Annotated in this window: 23 protein-coding genes; 20 read left to right on the top strand and 3 right to left on the bottom strand. The window is 48.6% G+C overall.

The genetic code is table 11. The features are described 5' to 3' along the window. Positions 1–91 precede the first annotated feature (91 nt). From BMY75_RS09020 to nspC, 20 genes are all read left to right on the top strand, one after another. Positions 92–1,045 carry an ROK family protein gene (locus BMY75_RS09020; RefSeq protein ID WP_074832877.1) on the top strand — a complete coding sequence of 318 codons (954 nt, stop codon included), beginning with the start codon at positions 92–94 and terminating at the stop codon, positions 1,043–1,045. Positions 1,046–1,054: 9 nt separating this feature from the next. Then, the gene (locus tag BMY75_RS09015) at positions 1,055–1,297 is read left to right on the top strand and encodes a hypothetical protein (RefSeq protein ID WP_074832875.1); all 243 of its coding nucleotides are present in this window, start codon (positions 1,055–1,057) and stop codon (positions 1,295–1,297) included. Between the two features lie 32 nt (positions 1,298–1,329). Next, positions 1,330–1,806: a hypothetical protein gene (locus tag BMY75_RS09010; RefSeq protein WP_074832873.1), complete on the top strand. Its 477-nt coding sequence runs from the start codon at positions 1,330–1,332 to the stop codon at positions 1,804–1,806. A gap of 26 nt (positions 1,807–1,832) precedes the next feature. Further along, a complete protein-coding gene (locus BMY75_RS09005) occupies positions 1,833–2,501 on the top strand; it encodes a hypothetical protein (protein ID WP_074832871.1) in 669 nt (222 codons plus the stop codon). Between the two features lie 53 nt (positions 2,502–2,554). After that, entirely contained in the window at positions 2,555–4,219 is a 1,665-nt protein-coding gene (gene ilvD, locus BMY75_RS09000; protein ID WP_074832868.1) for a dihydroxy-acid dehydratase, read from the top strand. A gap of 31 nt (positions 4,220–4,250) precedes the next feature. After that, on the top strand, positions 4,251–4,820 hold the full coding sequence (locus tag BMY75_RS08995; RefSeq protein ID WP_074832866.1) for a hypothetical protein: 570 nt from the start codon (positions 4,251–4,253) through the stop codon (positions 4,818–4,820). 5 nt (positions 4,821–4,825) lie between these two features. Continuing rightward, positions 4,826–6,100, top strand: a complete 1,275-nt coding sequence (locus tag BMY75_RS08990) for a dihydroorotase (RefSeq protein ID WP_074832864.1) — start codon at positions 4,826–4,828, stop codon at positions 6,098–6,100. 10 nt (positions 6,101–6,110) lie between these two features. Next, positions 6,111–6,563, top strand: coding sequence for a hypothetical protein (locus tag BMY75_RS08985; RefSeq protein ID WP_074832861.1), 453 nt, complete (start codon positions 6,111–6,113; stop codon positions 6,561–6,563). A gap of 9 nt (positions 6,564–6,572) precedes the next feature. Beyond that, positions 6,573–6,962 carry a hypothetical protein gene (locus tag BMY75_RS08980; RefSeq protein ID WP_074832858.1) on the top strand — a complete coding sequence of 130 codons (390 nt, stop codon included), beginning with the start codon at positions 6,573–6,575 and terminating at the stop codon, positions 6,960–6,962. Then, positions 6,959–7,489 carry a nitroreductase family protein gene (locus tag BMY75_RS08975; RefSeq protein ID WP_074832856.1) on the top strand — a complete coding sequence of 177 codons (531 nt, stop codon included), beginning with the start codon at positions 6,959–6,961 and terminating at the stop codon, positions 7,487–7,489. The genes BMY75_RS08980 and BMY75_RS08975 overlap by 4 nt, the downstream gene beginning before the upstream one ends. A 1-nt stretch (position 7,490) precedes the next feature. Further along, complete coding sequence (locus tag BMY75_RS08970; RefSeq protein WP_074832854.1) at positions 7,491–7,883, top strand: hypothetical protein; 393 nt, start codon at positions 7,491–7,493, stop codon at positions 7,881–7,883. A gap of 28 nt (positions 7,884–7,911) precedes the next feature. Continuing rightward, the gene (gene pyrF / locus BMY75_RS08965; RefSeq protein ID WP_013499452.1) at positions 7,912–8,847 is read left to right on the top strand and encodes an orotidine-5'-phosphate decarboxylase; all 936 of its coding nucleotides are present in this window, start codon (positions 7,912–7,914) and stop codon (positions 8,845–8,847) included. Then, entirely contained in the window at positions 8,847–9,068 is a 222-nt protein-coding gene (locus tag BMY75_RS08960) for a hypothetical protein (protein WP_074832851.1), read from the top strand. The genes pyrF and BMY75_RS08960 overlap by 1 nt, the downstream gene beginning before the upstream one ends. Before the next feature lie 115 nt (positions 9,069–9,183). Then, complete coding sequence (locus tag BMY75_RS08955) at positions 9,184–9,630, top strand: GNAT family N-acetyltransferase (RefSeq protein WP_074832847.1); 447 nt, start codon at positions 9,184–9,186, stop codon at positions 9,628–9,630. 172 nt (positions 9,631–9,802) lie between these two features. Next, on the top strand, positions 9,803–11,185 hold the full coding sequence (locus BMY75_RS08950) for a hypothetical protein (RefSeq protein WP_074832845.1): 1,383 nt from the start codon (positions 9,803–9,805) through the stop codon (positions 11,183–11,185). 44 nt (positions 11,186–11,229) lie between these two features. Continuing rightward, the gene (locus BMY75_RS08945; RefSeq protein WP_074832841.1) at positions 11,230–11,619 is read left to right on the top strand and encodes an SMI1/KNR4 family protein; all 390 of its coding nucleotides are present in this window, start codon (positions 11,230–11,232) and stop codon (positions 11,617–11,619) included. A gap of 15 nt (positions 11,620–11,634) precedes the next feature. Then, entirely contained in the window at positions 11,635–11,889 is a 255-nt protein-coding gene (locus tag BMY75_RS08940; RefSeq protein ID WP_074832838.1) for a hypothetical protein, read from the top strand. A 15-nt stretch (positions 11,890–11,904) separates the two neighbouring features. Continuing rightward, a complete protein-coding gene (locus tag BMY75_RS08935; protein WP_074832835.1) occupies positions 11,905–12,675 on the top strand; it encodes a dihydroorotate dehydrogenase electron transfer subunit in 771 nt (256 codons plus the stop codon). Next, positions 12,672–13,583, top strand: coding sequence for a dihydroorotate dehydrogenase (locus BMY75_RS08930; protein WP_074832830.1), 912 nt, complete (start codon positions 12,672–12,674; stop codon positions 13,581–13,583). The genes BMY75_RS08935 and BMY75_RS08930 overlap by 4 nt, the downstream gene beginning before the upstream one ends. Positions 13,584–13,592: 9 nt before the next feature. Beyond that, entirely contained in the window at positions 13,593–14,738 is a 1,146-nt protein-coding gene (gene nspC, locus BMY75_RS08925; protein ID WP_074832826.1) for a carboxynorspermidine decarboxylase, read from the top strand. A 222-nt stretch (positions 14,739–14,960) separates the two neighbouring features. On the opposite strand, the gene asnA is transcribed toward nspC, so the two are convergent. The 3 genes from asnA to asnS form a co-directional block, all read right to left on the bottom strand. Continuing rightward, positions 14,961–15,971, bottom strand: coding sequence for an aspartate--ammonia ligase (gene asnA, locus BMY75_RS08920; protein WP_074832823.1), 1,011 nt, complete (start codon positions 15,969–15,971; stop codon positions 14,961–14,963). 176 nt (positions 15,972–16,147) lie between these two features. Further along, entirely contained in the window at positions 16,148–16,708 is a 561-nt protein-coding gene (locus tag BMY75_RS08915) for a hypothetical protein (RefSeq protein WP_074832819.1), read from the bottom strand. Between the two features lie 3 nt (positions 16,709–16,711). Next, positions 16,712–18,085, bottom strand: coding sequence for an asparagine--tRNA ligase (gene asnS / locus BMY75_RS08910; protein ID WP_074832815.1), 1,374 nt, complete (start codon positions 18,083–18,085; stop codon positions 16,712–16,714). Between the last annotated feature and the right edge of the window lie 226 nt (positions 18,086–18,311).

Raw genomic sequence — 18,311 nt, 5'->3', positions numbered from 1 at the left:
ACAGAGGTAATAAGACCCGCTGCGGTCTTTACATAAATAATATGAAAATAAGGCGGGATATCCGCAAATTTACGATTGGAGTTGGAGTTTGATGAAGTATTACATTGGTATCGACCTGGGAGGCACCAACATTAAAGCAGGTGTCGTAAGCGAGGATTTTGAGATAGTAGCTAAGACAAGCTGCAAGACTAACCTCCCCAGACCCGGTGAGGAGATATGCGCTGATATGGCTAAGGTAGCCCTTGAAGCTGTTAAAGAAGCAGGTCTTACCCTTGACGATATCGAGGCTGTGGGTATCGGCACTCCCGGTACTGCAAACTCGGAGACAGGCGTTATCGAGTATTCAAACAACCTCGGTTTCCTGAATTTCCCTGTTGTTGAACTTATGAAGACACATATAAACAAGCCCTGCTACGTTGAGAACGATGCTAATGCGGCTGCATACGGCGAGTTCGTTGCAGGTGCTGCAAAGGGCGCTAACGATGCTGTCTGCATCACCCTCGGCACAGGCGTGGGCGGCGGTATCATCATAAACAAGAAGATATACTCGGGCTTCAACTTTGCAGGCGCTGAGATAGGTCATACCGTTATAAATGTTGACGGTCCCCAGTGTACCTGCGGAAGAAGAGGCTGTTTTGAGGTTTATTCCTCTGCTACGGGACTTATCCGCATGACTAACGAAGCCATCGCAAAGCACCCCGAGAGCATACTCAAAGAAGAGGCTGACGATCACGGCAAGGTATCCGCGAGAACAGCTTTCAACGCTATGAGAAGAGGCGACGCTGCTGCAAAGCAGGTAGTTGATGATTACATCAAGTATCTCGCCTGCGGTATCGCTAATACAATCAACATCTTCCAGCCTGATATCCTCTGCATCGGCGGCGGTGTATGCAACGAGGGCGATCCTCTGCTGCTGCCCCTGAAGGAACTGGTAGCTAAGGAAGTTTACACAAGAAACTCCGAAAAGAACACAGAGATAGTTATTGCCAAGCTGGGCAATGATGCAGGCATAATCGGTGCTGCGTTCCTGGGTCTGAACAAATAATACTCCACTATGGCAAGAATGACCTGCAGGTGCGGTGAGCACCTCTCGAACTCGCAGTCACCCAATGATATCGAACTGACAGTATACACTGACAGAGAATGGGACGAAATGTTCTCGGGTATAGATACTATCCCGCCATATGAGATACCTCTGCCGAAATACAGCGTGTGGAGATGTCCGAAGTGCGCTAGGGTCTATGTTTTCAATGACAGCGACCCCGTGCCTGTTATGGTGTATGCTTTGGAGAAATAACAAAAATATACATTATACCGGGAGGCTTTAAGATGAGTATTAAGGATAAACTCGCCGCTGCTGCGGGTAACGCAAAGGACTTTGTCGAGAGCGGAAAGCTCAGAGAAGGATTCGATAAGACAGTTGCCCCCATGCGTGAATATGTACAGAGCGGCAGGATGCATGACGATGCCAGCAGAGCTGTCAAAAGCACCAAGGAATTCATAGGCAGCGGAAAGCTGGGCGAAGAAGCAAGCAAGACTGTCACGAAGACAAAGGAATTCGTGACCAGCGGTAAGATTCAGGACAAGGCAAGCGCAGCTGTCAAGGGTGCTAAAGAGTACGTGGGCAGCGGCAAGCTGAAAAGCGACGCTGCAAGAACTGTGGACAACGTAAAGAGCGTTTTCACAGGAGAAGATGCCGTAGCACGCCGCAAGGCTGAAGAAAAGGGCAGACCCGAGGGCGAGATAGTGGATGTCGAGTCCGTGTCAGAAGTCCCCGAGGAGGATGAGGATAATAAAAATGAATAATATTTATCCGATTGGACTGAACGCTTATGAAACTTAAACTCAATACACTTCACAAAATAGCTATTGCAGCTTTCTCAGTCGGTATCATCGTTCTTATATTCGGTCTGGTGATACTCTACAAATGCCTGAACATCCGCGATCTTTCAAAGCTGAAATTTGATGATATCAAAAGCGGCACGTATGTAAAGGGAAAGATATCTACTGTGGTAAGAGGCTATCCTATCGGAGCTACCGATTACAAAGATGAACCATTTGAGCTTTATGTTACCGATTCGCAGGAGATAAGCGAGGGGGCATACAAGTCATATTTTCTGGTGGAATTGGAAAACGATCCGGAAAAGTATATATGCGTAGTGATAGACCAGTATTATGATACCGATCTGTATAATCAGATATTCTCCGGAAACAGAGAGACATACAATCTCAGCTACGATGTAGAGGGTATCATAACCAGCCGCAAGGCTGATAAGAAGCTTATCGAAGATGGCATTGAGAAATGGAAGGATAAGTATTCCGACCTCTATTACAACTCAAAATACATAATGGATATGAGTCCTGATGCAGTATCCGACTGCTGTATCAAACTAAGACCAATGGGTACACGCAAATTCTGGTGGCTGTATTCAATACCATTCCTGTTTGCGGGCATATCACTGTTCATACTGGGCGGCAGACCCTATGAGCGTATAAAATAGTCAGAAATAGTCACCTGAGGGTGAATAATATTATAATAAAGAAGGTAATCAGAATGTCAAACAATTATTTTTGCGAGGGCGTTGAAAAAGCCCCTCAGAGATCGCTGTTCAATGCGCTGGGATTCACTAAGGAGGAAATGGAAAGACCTCTGATAGGTATCGTTTCTTCCTATAACGAGATCGTTCCAGGTCATATGAATATCGACAAGATCGTTGAAGCTGTAAAGCTGGGTGTAGCTATGGCAGGCGGTACTCCCGTAATGTTCCCTGCTATCGCTGTATGCGATGGTATCGCTATGGGACATCAGGGCATGAAGTATTCGCTGGTAACAAGAGATCTGATCGCAGATTCCACCGAATGTATGGCTCTGGCACATCACTTTGACGCTCTTGTTATGATACCCAACTGCGACAAGAACGTTCCCGGTCTGCTGATGGCTGCTGCAAGAGTAAACGTTCCTACAATATTCGTTTCAGGCGGTCCTATGCTGGCAGGCAGAGTAAAGGGCAGCAAGACATCCCTTTCAAGTATGTTTGAAGCAGTAGGCTCTTTCAACGCAGGCAAGATGACCCTTGAAGACGTTCAGGAATTCGAGGACAAGGCTTGTCCTTCCTGCGGTTCATGTTCGGGTATGTACACTGCGAACTCCATGAACTGCCTGACAGAAGTTCTTGGTATGGGTCTGAGAGGAAACGGCACTATCCCCGCAGCTTATTCTGCAAGACTGAAGCTGGCTAAGCAGGCAGGTATGCAGATAATGGAACTGCTGAAGAAGAATATCCGTCCCCGTGATATAATGACAGAGGACGCTTTCAAGAACGCTATTGCTGCTGATATGGCACTAGGCTGCTCCACAAACTCCATGCTCCATCTGCCCGCTATCGCACATGAGTGCGGTATCGATCTCGACCTTGAGCTGGTAAACGAGATATCCGAGAGAACACCTAACATCTGCCACCTTGCACCTGCGGGTCACGCTTATATGGAAGACCTTAATGAAGCGGGCGGCGTATACGCTGTACTGGGCGAGCTGGCTAAGAAGGATCTCATCAACACAAACTGCATGACCTGCACAGGCAAGACCGTTGCAGAGAATATCGCAGGTGTTGCAAACAAGGATACAAATATCATCAGACCTATCGATGATCCTTATATGCCCAACGGCGGTATCGCTGTGCTGAGAGGAAATCTTGCTCCCGATACCTGCGTAGTCAAGAGATCAGCTGTTGCTCCCGAAATGCTGAAGCATGAGGGCCCCGCAAGAGTATTCGACAGCGAAGACGAGGCTATCGAAGCTATCCGCGGCGGCAAGATCGTTCCCGGTGATGTTGTTGTCATCAGATACGAAGGCCCTAAGGGCGGCCCCGGAATGAGAGAGATGCTCAACCCGACCTCCGCTATCCAGGGCATGGGTCTGGGCTCAACAGTTGCGCTTATAACAGACGGACGTTTCAGCGGCGCTACAAGAGGTGCGGCTATCGGTCACGTTTCTCCCGAGGCTGCTCTCGGCGGAAACATTGCACTGGTAGAAGAAGGCGATATCATCGCTATCGACATCAACGCTCACAGCATAGAGCTGAAGGTAAGCGATGAAGTACTTGCTGAAAGAAGAAAGAACTGGACTCCCAGAGAGCCCAAGATCAAGACAGGTTATCTTGCACGTTATGCTTCGCTGGTAACATCAGCCAACAGAGGCGCAGTGCTGGAAATAAAGTAAGACCATAACATACCGAACGGAGGAAATCAACATGAAAAAGGCAGTTTCAGGCATACTTGGCGTACTGTTCGTACTTATAGTTATTTGCGGAGTTTTTGTATGCTCATACGTATTCAACGAACCCTCACACGACAGAGGCACTGATTCCAGACAGCTGATACTCGGTTACTGGACAGATGAAGACGATGATATGAGATTCTATTTCGACCAGACAGGCGAATTCAGAATAGTTAAGCTCAGTGACGAAGATCACATCTATGCACAGGGCTGGTTCAAGGTAAATGAGAAGACAAAAAAGATCAAACTTATGCTCAACCCCAGAGCAGAAAGAGATGAATCCTATGATATGGGCGAAAAGCTGAAGCTGTTCTCCGAGATAACTTACAAACAACTCGACACAGAAGAGCCTTATTCAGATACGGGTTGGACTTTCCTTTCAGAAAAACAGCGTAACGAGATCATGAATACTCCCGCTTCCTGCAAGTTCATTATGTCAAACTCCGATGAAAATGTTTATAACTGTGAAAGAACAAGAACTATCAAGGAATTCAACGGTGACGCACAGGCTGACAATCGTATTAAGGATGGAGCTAACAAGTAATCGGGATGGAACTTCTGATAAAAAATGTCAGAGCCTGCGACCCTCAGAGCGGGCTGGACAAGATCACGGATATAGCAGTCAATGGCGGTGTAATAACCGCCATTGGCGTAATTACAGATATTGAGGAAGATACAAGAGTCATCGACGGCAAGGGCAGACTTTGCGCTGTGCCTGGACTTTTCGATATGCACGTACATTTCCGCGACCCAGGACTTACCTACAAGGAAGATATCCTTACTGGTGCAAATGCGGCTAAGGCTGGCGGCTTCACGGGAGTTGCTTGTATGCCAAACACAAAGCCACCCATCGATTCGGCAGAGGGCATACGTTACGTTTTTGAAAAGGCTCAGAAAACAGGGATAGATGTTATCCCCTACGCCTGCGTGACCAAGGGCATGAAAGGCGAAGAACTCTGCGATTACGATGAACTTAAAAAAGCGGGCATCACCGCGATATCAGACGACGGCAGACCCGTTGAAAACGCCGAACTTATGAGAAAAGCTCTGGAGCTTTCCAATGAGAACGGACTGATAATAACTTCTCATTGCGAGGATCTTAATATCATCAACGGCGGTATCATCAACAAGGGTGAAGTATCGGAAAAGCTTGGCGTTAAGGGCATGGACAGAGCAAGCGAGGACAGCATCACCGCAAGAGAGATAACTCTTGCCATGAGCTGTGATGCGAGGATACACATATGCCACGTTTCCACATGGGGTTCTGTGAATATCATCAGGGCTGCAAAGCGCGACGGAGTGAAAGTCACCTGCGAAACTGCCCCCCACTATTTCACCTATACCGATGAAAAGCTTCTCAGCCGCGATGCTGACTACCGTATGTCGCCGCCGCTGAGAACTGAAAAAGACAGACAGGCCATCGAGGAAGCTTTGCTGGACGGCACCATCGACTGCATAATCACCGACCATGCACCACATTCCGCGGAGGAAAAGGCTGACTTTGAAAAAGCCCCCAACGGCGTTGTGGGTCTGGAAACTTCTCTTGCGGTAACGCTGACTAAGCTTTACCACACAGGCAAGATGAGCCTTTCAAAGCTTGCCGAGGTCATGAGTATAAATCCAAGAAAAATACTGGGGCTTGAACCGATAAAGATAGCCGTGGGCGAAAGATGCGACCTCTGCATATTCGACCCCGACTACGAATGGGAAGTTATCCCCGAGGAACTGAATTCCAAGAGCAAGAACACAGTATTCAAGGGCGAGAAACTCAAAGGCAGGAATATGTATACCATCTGCCGCGGCAAGGTGGTATTCAGCCTGTAAAGGAGAATAAATGGGTATCAGGAAAACGTTCACAGAAATGAAGTCCGAGGATTTCGGAACTATAAAAGTAAGTATACTCAGGCTGTATTCCTCTGATGACGAGCTTGTAAATATCGAACTCTGTCCTGCATTTATGACAGAGGACGGCAATATCTTCTGGGACAGATATGACAGCCTGCGGATATACCGTGCAGACTACGAACATTTCATGATACCAGTTTTTGAGGAGATATTCCCTGTGACCGACCCCGACCCTAAGGGCTGGGGCGTGCAGGAATATTTCGACCGATGCTCGCTGAACTGGTTAGGCAAAGAGGACTGGCTGAAAATATCTCAGGTGCTGAGATCGAAGTTCGGGAATTCGGAAAATGAGGACGAGCGGACTTTCTGCGACGAAGTTGCAGGCTATATCGAAAGCACTGCGGATATCAGCACGATATTCTGCATTGACGGAAACCTGTGAGGTAAAAATATGGCTTTGATGATAACTGCTTTTCACGTGCTGGCGCAGGAGAACGGCGACAGATACCTTTTCGACCCTGTTGAGTGTGACATCATCGAACGTGCCATGTGCTGTTTGGACAGTGGCTTATCGGATTATCCTCACATACCCGAAGCAGAGGTCATGGAAGCTTTTATAAAGGCTCAGAACAACACGCGCATCGACAGCCTTTTCCGCGGAGTTAAGCTTCCCGAGATGTTCTGGGCAGTTTTTGAGAGCGGCGAGTTTGAGCGTGTGGCTGAGTACCGAAGATTCGAGCTGAGATTTCTGCTGGAAAAGCTTGAAGAATGGCTCGATGAAAAGGGCATACCCCACTATATCGACCACACCGATGAAAGACTTCAAGAGGTAATAAAATGAACGTTATCGAAGCCATATCCGCAAGGCACAGCTACCGCGGAAAATTCAAGGATACCCCCGTACCGCGGGAAGACCTTGTAAAGATAATGGAAGCAGGTCTCAGTGCGCCCTCCGGGTGCAACAAACAGACCACAAGCCTTATCGCGGTGGACGATAAAGCTATCCTTGCAAAACTTCACGCTGTCATCGACCCGCCTGTGGGTGAGACTGCGCCCTGTGCCATATGTGTGCTGACACAGCGCATAAATGCCTACCGCGACAAATGCTTCGCAGTGCAGGATTACTCAGCCGCCATCGAGAATATGCTGCTCGCCATAACAGCACTGGGATACCGAAGCTGCTGGTACGAGGGGCATATCACCGATGATGACAAGATATGCGATAAAATGGCGGAGATACTGAACGTCCCCGAGGGATACGAACTTGTATGCTTTCTGCCTGTGGGCAAAGGCGTTGAAGAACCCGCCGCCCCAAAGAAAAAGGCTTTTGCTGAAAGAGCATGGTTCAACGGTTTCGGAGGAAAATGATATGCTTATAAAAGTTATAGATATTTCCGAAGAGAATGGCATGACCATAGTTACGGCAGAATGCGATATCGGCAGGATACGCGGCGTATGGCATTTTCACGAAGCCCCTGTTACCGGCAAAAGCTACCAGACGGAGCTTGCTTTCAATGCCAACGAGCCCATAGACGGCAGTAGTATAGAAGTATTAAAAAGCGGAAGTTCCGGCATTTCAACTGACGGAAAAGTGAATGTATTCACCGCCGAGATAGAAGATATCGATGAGATATACTATCTGCGGTTCTCATATGACGGACTTTCGATGCTGGATATAAGTGACCCGCCTGCGATAAACATCGGGGATTATATAAGATTCGCGGTGGAATGCGGCAGAACGGGGATATATCCGTATTTATAGAAGATATATATTTAAGGAGGAATTGACGATGTCAATGGACAGACTTATTGAAAACATAGTAAAAACCCAGAACCCTTCGGTGGTGGGACTTGACCCTAAGCTGGAGTATGTTCCCGAATTCATCAAGGAGAAGAAGTTCAAGAAGTATGACCGCACACTTAAAGCTGCGGCTAAGGCTATCCTTGAATTCAACAAGTGCATCATCGATGAGATACACGATATATGCCCCGCTATCAAGCCTCAGGCTGCGTACTATGAAATGTACGGCTACGAGGGCGTGAAGACCCTTTACAAGACCATACAGTACGCTAAGGAAAAAGGTATGTTCGTTATGACCGACGGCAAGAGAAACGATATCGGTGCGACTATGGAAGCTTATGCGGCTGCACATCTGGGTCTTACCGATGTGGGCGGCGAGAAGATAGAGGCTTTCGGTGCTGATGCGCTGACAGTTAACGGTTATCTTGGTTCTGACGGCATCAATCCTCTGCTGGAACAGTGCAAGCTGTATGACAAGGGCATCTTTGTACTGGTAAAGACTTCCAACAAGTCTTCGGGCGAACTTCAGGATCTGAAGATCGGCGACAAGACCGTATACGCTACCATGGGCGATATGTGCGAAAAATGGGGCAGTGAAGTAATGGGCAAGTACGGCTACAGCGGTGTTGGCGCAGTTGTTGGTGCAACTTATCCCGAGCAGCTGGCTGAAATGAGAGCCGCACTTCCTCACACATTCTTCCTTGTACCGGGCTACGGTGCACAAGGCGGCGGAGCTGAGGGCGTAAGCAAGGGCTTCGACAAGAACGGTCTGGGCGCTATCGTTAACTCTTCCCGCGGCGTTATGTGCGCTTACAAGAAAGAGGAATGCGACGAGCAGGATTTCGCAAAGGCAGCAAGAAGAGAAGTTATCCGCATGAAAGAGGATATCATCTCCTACTTGCCCAGAATCGCTTTCCCTGACTGATGGACATATCACGGGTACGTTCATCGGCACTGCACGATGCAAGGTTTATAGGGCTTTATACAGACTATGACAATGCACATGTGATACTTAAACTGGTCGATACGACCAATGCGCCTGTGGAGATCTGTGTGGAAAATGTGCTCTCTATGAGCATGACCCGCAACGAACCTTGGGGCAAGGGCAGTTATGTGGCATCATCGGACATCGTGTCCAAAAGATGACTGCGATCTGCTGACCATAGAGCTGAATTCCGGCGATGTGATAGCCATAAGCTTTAATGATCGATAAATACAGGCGCTCCTGATAAGCGGGAGCGCCGATTTTTAAGGTGAGAAAATGAGTGAGATAATAAGCAAAGAATTCGCAGATCTGACTCCCTACGAACTCCACGCCATACTGAAAGCGCGGTGCGATGTATTCGTGGTGGAGCAGAACTGCGCCTACACGGATATTGACGGTATAGACCCAATATGCAGGCACCTGTTCACGCTGAATGACAAGGGCGAATGTACATCATGCCTGAGATTGTTCGTCAAGCCCGACGAGCCTCACACTGTACAGATTGGGCGTGTTGTCACCACCGAGCGCGGCACAGGTCTTGGGGGCAGGCTTCTGCATGAGGGCGTAAAGCAGGCGCTTATGTATGAGGGCGTGGAACAGCTATATCTTGAAGCGCAGGTATATGCCATAGGGTATTATGCCAAGGAAGGCTTTGAGGTCTGCTCGGAGGAATTTCTCGAAGACGGCATACCTCATGTAAAAATGCGCCGCAAGGCTTTTTAATTCATAATTCAGAATTCATAATTCATAATTGTGGTGCGGGGCGGAAGTTTACAGTTCTTAGGATAGCATGACAAGCCCCAAAAAAGCTATAAAAAACATGGCAAGCCGAAGCCACAGCTGACTCAGTCGCAGTTAGGGTTTTGTCTCGCAGGGGGATAAGGAGTTGAACAGTATGTTATTTTCAGGAAAGACAGCACCCACAGTAAAAGCACGCCGAACTATCGCCCCCAGTGGGGCAATAAAGAGCGGGATAGTTTTCAGCGTAAAGGGCGGGCTTGGCAGACTTTGCAATGTAAGCGCGGTCTGCCATGAGGACTATGCAAACAACAGCATCACCATGCTGAACGGCACTCCTGTCGTGCAGTCCCAGGAACCCTGGTGCCCGACTTGCAGAAGCCTGCTGATGGCGGGCTACGGCATAGAAAATGCAGACTGTCCCGAACTGCGGGCGGTGAGTGACGCTGTCAATACTGACTTTATCGACATTGAACATTCATTTGAGATACTGAGACCTCTGCTGGGACTGCTGAATGACGGATACTATCTTCTGACAGATGCAGAGTGCATACCTACGGACGGCGAGGGTCATTTCTTCTGGGATATAGACCCGAAGCTGAAAGAGTATGATGCGGCAGTACAGATGTACTATTTACTTGATGAGGACGGCTTCGATATGTACGCCTGTGAGAGCGTTGAGCCGCTGTTTCTGTATCCTACGCAATCGGCGGCGCTTTACAAAGCCGACCGTGCCGAGTACTACCGCGTACACAACGATGCCAACGAGAACGCTCCCCGTGCCATCGCGTACGGTGGCTTTTATGGCATAAATGCGCTGCTTGACGGTCATCACAAGGCTGCTGCGGCGGCACTCAACGGTCAGCGGGTGAAGTGCCTGCTGATAATACCCGCGTTTGAGCAGTTTTTCAAACCTGCGGGGGGTGAATGGGAATTCAGGCGGCAGGTATTCACCGAGGATATCTTATTAAAGGCTGAGGAATTCACCGAAAAAGAGAAAGCCGAGTTCCTGAAAAAATGGCTTGCAAAGCGTGAGGAAGAAAAGCTTCCGCCGAAGCACGAACACAGCGAACCGAGATTCAGAGTGCGGGAATGGGAGAAAGATTTCTCCGACAACGCAAAGAAATACCCGACAGTACGTCAGCTTTCACTGGAAAAATATTTCGGGTCGGAAAATGGGTTCGGTGAGGTAAGCGAGAAGCTGAGAAAAGGCATTGAAGCGGGCAAAACGCTCCCATTACTGGCGGACAATGTTTTCGGCATTGACCGACAAAAGGGCATGGAGATACCCGCGATAAAGCTAATGCTGATAAAAGCCGAAAGAGAGGGCGACAGGTCGCTGAAAGAACTTGCCGCCGAGATAGTGCGCACTAGGTTCGGGGGATATGTGCTTGTAGCGGCGGCGCTGAGGTATCTGCTGATTTTCGATGACGACTGCGATGTTGAAAAAATATTCATTGATATCATCTCCGATGCTGACGACTACGAACGTTTCGGCGATATCGCCGTGAACTACTGGCAGGACGTTCCCGATGCTTGACACGAAGACCGTTATAGGATATAATATTTAGAGGTGTTGCCGATATGGATATTATTGATGCTATCAGAAAAAAGTATGGCGGAAATATCAAGCTTTGTTCGCCCCTTGATGATGAAAGGTACGAACAGGCGAAAAAGATCATGCCCGAAGAACTTGCAGAACTTCTGCGGATATCAAACGGCATACTTGAAACCATGCCCCACCCGAAAACAGGCGAGATCATGGATATATACTACATAGTTGACCCCTTTGATGATATACTTTCCGAAACAGAAAGGTACCACGAAGTTCACGGCGGTGAAGGTGTAGCATTTGCAGGTAACGGCGCAGGAGATTCCTATGTGCTGAAACCTGACGGTAGGATATTTCTGATGGATTATATTGACAATGACGAGGAATTCTGCGCAGAAAGTCTGTCGGCTTTTTTTGAATAATACGGAGGGGGCTTCATGAAAAAGAAAATCATCACGTCAGTAATTGTGCTTGTTCTGCTGATACTGTTCCTGCCGATACCCAGATCTCCATTAAAAGACGGCGGCACAAGGGAGTATGCAGCACTGACATATAAAGTTGTGAAATGGCAGCGTCTGACAACAGACGAAAAATACTCGTCGTTATACGGAAAAACATCGGTATACTTTTTCCCCGATAACCGCAAGTCCATAGATGAACTGTGGGAGATGGAGACTAAGGATATCGAATAATATACAGGAGTTGATATGATGTACAAACAGGGTAAATATCAGATAGTATCGAAAAAGACCTTAGCTAAGGGCATTTTCGATATCGAGGTGCTTTGTCCCGATGTGGCTGAACTTGCTGAGGCAGGTCAGTTCGCACAGGTGGCAGCGGAGGGATTTTTCCTGCGCAGACCTATATCCATATGCGATATCGACAAGGACAAGGGCACTATCCGCCTTGTATTCGAGATACGCGGCAAGGGTACAGAGAAGCTGGCTGAACTTAACAAGGGTCAGCTGATAGACATTATAGCCCCCCTTGGCAAAGGTTTCAAGGTGATGGAAGGCAAGAAAGCCATATGTGTCGGCGGCGGAATCGGTGTTCCACCGATGGTGGGCATCGCCAAGGCTTACGGCAAAAACGCTGTGGCTATAAGCGGGTTCAGGAACATGGCTGCTGTGATATTGCAGGAAGATTTCAAGGCTGCGGGAGTGGAAACTATACTCTGCACCGATGACGGTTCGGCAGGCAGAAAAGGCTTTGTCACCGATGCACTTGAAGAGCAGATAGCTAAGGATAAGCCCGATATCATCGTTGCCTGCGGACCTATGGTCATGCTGAAAAGGATAGCGGATATCGCTGAGAAGAACGGTATTGAATGTCAGGTCAGCCTTGAACAGAGAATGGCCTGCGGTGTGGGTGCTTGTCTGGTATGCGCCTGCAGAACAGTTAAGGACGGCAAGGAGATACATTCTCACGTATGCAAGGACGGTCCTGTATTTGACAGCAAGGAGGTGGTTTTTGAATGAACAGGCTGAATGTGAATTTCTGCGGTGTTGATTTCAAGAACCCGATAGTACCCGCAAGCGGTACATACGGTTACGGCAGAGAGTATGAGTGTCTTTATCCCCTTTCAAAGCTGGGCGGTATCTCCGTAAAGGGTACCACACTGCACAGAAGAGAGGGAAATCCCGCCCCCAGAGTTGCTGAGACTCCATCGGGTATGCTGAATTCCGTTGGTTTGCAGAACGGCGGAGTGGATAAATTCCTCAGCTACGAACTGCCTAATCTGGTAACAAAGGACACTCGCATAATCGCGAATATAGCAGGTTCTACCATTGAGGAATGTGCTGAACTGGCGGCTAAACTCAAGGGCAGCGACATCGATATGATAGAGCTGAATATCTCCTGCCCCAACGTAAAGCAGGGCGGTGCGGCTTTCGGTACTGACTGCACTATCGCAGGACAGGTAACAAAGGCTGTCAAGGACAACTCCGACAAGCCCGTTATGGTAAAGCTTTCACCGAATGTTACAAGCATAGTGGATATCGCAAAGAGCGTTGAGGCTAACGGTGCGGACGCTGTATCGCTGATAAACACACTTCTCGGCATGAGGATAGACATAAACACTGGCAGACCCATACTGAAAAATAACGTGGGCGGACTTTCGGGTCCTGCGGTATTCCCTGTTGCTGTGAGAATGGTATGGCAGGTGGCAAATGCTGTAAATATCCCCGTATGCGGAATGGGCGGCGTTTCCACATGGGAGGACGCTGTTGAGATAATGATGGCAGGTGCCAGCCTTGTACAGGTGGGCGCGGCAATTTTCAACGACCCATTTGCACCTGTCAAGATAGTTGACGGCTTGCAGAAATTCTGCGAGGACAAGGGCATAAACAACATATCCGAGATAGTCGGCACAGTTAAGCCGTGGTAAGGAGGGGCTATGGACTTCCCTTTTGAAAGCGATATAAACTCCCTGAGAACGCCCTGCTATCTTGTCAGCGAAAAGGCGCTGAAACACAACATGGAGATACTGCTCTCCGTCCGCAAAAGGACGGGGTGCAAGATTCTTCTTGCCCAGAAGGCTTTTTCGATGTATGCGGCTTATCCGATGATGAGACCATACATTGACGGCACAACGGCAAGCGGTCTGTTTGAAGCAAAGCTGGGTCATGAGGAATTCGGCGGAGAGACCCACGTTTTCAGCCCTGCTTACAAAAAAGAGGATATGGCTGAGCTGGTTAAGATATGCGATGACATCATCTTCAACAGCTTTTCCCAGTGGAAGCTTCACCGCGGCACTGTTAAGAACAGCAGTCGGAAAGTTTCCTGCGGCATAAGGTGCAATCCTCTGTATTCGGAGATAGACACTGACATATACAACCCCTGTTTTACGGGTTCAAGGCTTGGTGTAACACCTGAGAATTTCGAGAGCGGCGAGCTGGACGGGATCGAGGGACTTCACTTCCACACTATGTGCGAACAGGGCGCGGACGTTCTTGCAAGAACGATACCCCACATCGAAGAACATTTCGGTGAATACATAAAACAGATGAAATGGCTGAATCTCGGTGGCGGTCACCATATCACCAAAGCAGGCTACGACGTTGACCTGCTGTGCAGAACTGTTGACAGTATCCAGCAGAAGTATGGCGTTCAGGTATACCTTGAACCCGGCGAAGCCTGTGCGCTCAATGCGGGCTGGCTTGTTACGGAAGTTCTGGACATCGGCAAAAACGGAATTGAATTTGCGATAGTTGATACCTCAGCGGCGTGCCATATGCCAGATGTGCTTGAAATGCCCTATCGTCCCGAGATAATAGGCGCAGGCAAGGCAGGCGAGAAAGAGCACGTATACCGCCTTGGAGGTCCCACCTGTCTGGCGGGTGATATCATAGGCGACTACGCTTTTGACGAGCCCCTGAAAGCAGGTGACAGGCTGGTTTTCTGCGATATGGCGATATACTCCATGTGCAAGAACAACACCTTCAACGGTATGCCTCTGCCTGAGATATATCTGGAAAAGCTTGACGGCTCGACCGAGAGCGTGAAGCGGTTCGGGTATGAGGATTTTAAGTGCAGGGTGTAAGCAAACCAGCGGGGAATCACCAATAGAGAGCTTTTGGTCAAGCTTTTCGCGAAAAGCTTGCGGGGAGCTTGACCGCGCGCTTTACCTCTTTGGCAGTTTTACGCTTGTTTGCTATTGCGCAACGCTTGACCCAAAGCTCTCTTCCTTGGCAGTTTTACGCAATGATCTGTCTAAAACAAACCCCCGAAGCACATCAAATGCTTCGGGGGGAATTTTTATATATCAAAGAAGAGTGATGCCCTTTGCAGCGCACTTTTCGATCATATCCTCGGGCCAGATGCTGGACTGTACCTCACCGATGTGTGCCTTTTCAAGCAGGAACATACACAGTCTGGACTGACCGATGCCGCCGCCGATGGTGAGGGGCAGTGTTCCGTTTGCTATCATCTTGTGATAGTCGTACTGCATCCTGTCCTCTGCATCAGCTTCTTTCAGCTGAGATGCCAGAGACTTTTCGTCAACTCTGATACCCATTGAGGATATCTCGATAGCGTTGTCGAGAACTTCGTCCCAGAAGAAGATATCGCCGTTGAGTGACCAGTCATCATAGTCGGGTGCTCTGCCGTCGTGCTTTTCGCCGCTCTTCAGCTTGCCGCCTATCTTCATGATGAATACGGTCTTGTGCTCCTTGGTGATGAGCTTCTCGCGCTCCTTGGAGGTCTTGTCGGGGTACATATCTTCAAGCTCCTGTGTGGTGATGAAGAATACGTCCTCGCTTACAGTGTTTTTCAGCTGGGGATATCTCAGGCTGACTTTTCTCTTGGTGTATACTATCGCCTTGACTACGCACTTTACGGTATCTTTCAGGAATTCCTCGGTGCGCTGTTCACGTCTGATGACCTTTTCCCAGTCCCACTGGTCAACAAAGATGGAGTGCAGGTTGTCGGTATCATCATCGCGGCGGATAGCGTTCATATCGGTATAAATGCCCTCGCCTGCCTGATAGCCGTAGCGGTAAAGAGCCATTCTCTTCCACTTTGCCAGTGACTGAACTACCTCAGCTTCGCCGTCTATCTCCTTGATATCGAAATTCACCTTGCGCTCAACGCCGTTGAGGTCGTCATTTATACCGCTGCCGTGTCTTACGATAAGGGGAGCGGATACTCTGTCCAGCATAAGCTGTATGGAAAGTGCCTGCTGGAAAACGTCCTTGATATATTTAATAGCGTGCTGAGTCTCTCTCAGCGACAGTGCCGGGGTATAACCCTCTGGCAGATAAAGTGATTTTGACATAAGTTCACTACCTTTCAATTCTTACAAAAAAAGAAAAGATGATCCGACCGCCTCATGCGACCGGAACATCTTCGTTCCTCATCTATGCATTTATTATACATCTAAAATGCACGAATGTCAAGAGGTTTCTTTATATTTAACGATATTTTATTCTGTTTTAGGGTGAGCGGAAACTTTCAGAAATCAAGTATCATCACAGGATGATAGCTTTTTTCGCTCCGCCTGACTATAAGATAAACATATCTCCCTGCTTCAGCCTTAGTGCCGCTGACGAACATGGTGCTTTGGGCGAAAGTGCGGTATCCCAGCCTTTGCATATCGTAATAAACTGCGGCGGCATCGGAGCTCCTGCTTCTGAAAACAAAGGCTTTCACTTTCATAAGGGTCGATATATCTCTCAGCCCGAAAAGTCGGTAGAGCATATCAGCTGTTACCACTGCGCATATCGGTACAGCGCCAAGTATAAGAAGAAAATCCCATATAAGTGCCGCAAACCCGAACACTGCAAGTGCTATCCCGCACCACAAAAGCCTAGTTTTCACGATATGCCCCTTGACCATCGCCATTACCATCGGGTCTATGGCACCTCTGCTCGTTGAGGATATCAGTTCGTCCTTTACGCGCATATCCAGCTTCCGAAGCCATTTTTTATCCTTGCGGTAGCGGTGATACCTCATCGCAACAACAGGCAGCACGAATATTATCAGACCCAGAAAAACAGGAATGACGTACTCCATTTATTATCTAATAGAACCAACAGTTCTTGGGAACATAATTACGTCTCTGATGTTCTGTACGCCTGTTACGTACATGATAAGTCTTTCAAAGCCCAGACCGAAACCGCCGTGGGGAACGGTACCGAACTTTCTCAGGTCGAGGTAATCGCTGTAAAGATCGAGATTCATGTTTCTGTCCTTCATAGCGGCGATAAGCTTATCGTAATCAGCTTCTCTCTCGCTGCCGCCGATGATCTCGCCGACACCGGGAACAAGCAGGTCAACTGCTGCAACGGTCTTGCCGTCGGGGTTCTGCTTCATGTAGAAGCTCTTGATATCCTTGGGGTAATCGGTAACGAATACAGCCTTCTTGAATACCTTTTCGGAGAGGTATCTCTCGTGCTCGGTCTGGAGGTCGCAGCCCCAGTCAACGGGATATACGAACTTTTCGCCTGACTTTTTCAGCAGCTCGATAGCTTCGGTATAAGTAACTCTGCCGAATTCGTGGCTGATGAGTTCTTCAAGTCTTGCTTTCAGACCCTTTTCAAAATGAGCGTCAAAGAAAGCTATCTCATCGGGGCACTTTTCAAGTACGGTACCGATAACGTGCTTTACCATATCCTCAGCTACCTCGATAACGTCTTCCAGCTCAGCGAAAGCTATCTCGGGCTCAACGTGCCAGAACTCAGCAAGGTGCTTGGGTGTGTTGGAGTTCTCGGCTCTGAAAGAAGGACCGAAGGTATATATCTTGCCCATAGCGGTAGCAGCCATTTCGCCCTCAAGCTGACCCGATACGGAAAGGCCTGCGCGTCTGCCGAAGAAATCAGCTGCATCGTAATCGTCCTCGGTCTTGTACTCGTTGGAATAGCCGATGGTCGTAACGCGGAACATCTCGCCTGCGCCCTCGCAGTCAGAACCTGTTATCAGAGGGGTGTTCACGTAAACGAAGTTTCTGTCCTGATAATACTGGTGGATAGCCTGAGCCAGTACAGAACGGATTCTCATAACTGCGTTGAAAGTGTTTGTTCTGCCGCGGAGATGGGGCATTGTACGCAGGAATTCCAGTGTATGACCCTTCTTCTGGAGAGGGTAATCCTGGGGGCAGTCGCCCAGCAGGGTGATATCAGCGGGAGTTACATTGATCTCAGCGGAGTTTCTGCCCTCTACCAGAGTACCTGTAACTTTCAGGGAACAGCCCACGCGGGGGAGATCCTTATAATCGGGATCGTCAGCCTTATCTATAACTATCTGTACATTCTTCAGTGAAGTGCCGTCGTTGAGCTCAACGAAAGCCACGTTCTTTGAATTTCTGGAAGTTCTTACCCATCCGCATACAGTTACCTGCTGTCCGATGAATTCCTTGTTTGTCAATACTTCTTTAATGTCTGTGTGTTTCATTTTTAATCCTCCTATTACTAATGGGGGCGGAGCCCCCATGCCCCCTGCGCCCAAAACCCTCATGCCCGATAAGGGCTTGTGACTTCGTTCTCTCCGCTCGTTCCTCACTGCGTTCACTCTCGTCACAAGGGGCATTCGGGCTTTTGGGCTGTTTGCCATTCTTTGTTAAATTGGGTTTTGCCCCTCACGCTCTTGAAGCCTTGACGCTGCGTTCACTCTCGCGCCA

Origin of the sequence: Hominimerdicola alba, assembly GCF_900109655.1 — a bacterium.
Taxonomy (GTDB): domain Bacteria; phylum Bacillota; class Clostridia; order Oscillospirales; family Ruminococcaceae; genus Hominimerdicola; species Hominimerdicola alba_B.
The sequence above is the reverse complement of the archived record's forward strand: the minus strand, read 5'-3'. Positions and strand labels throughout refer to the sequence as shown.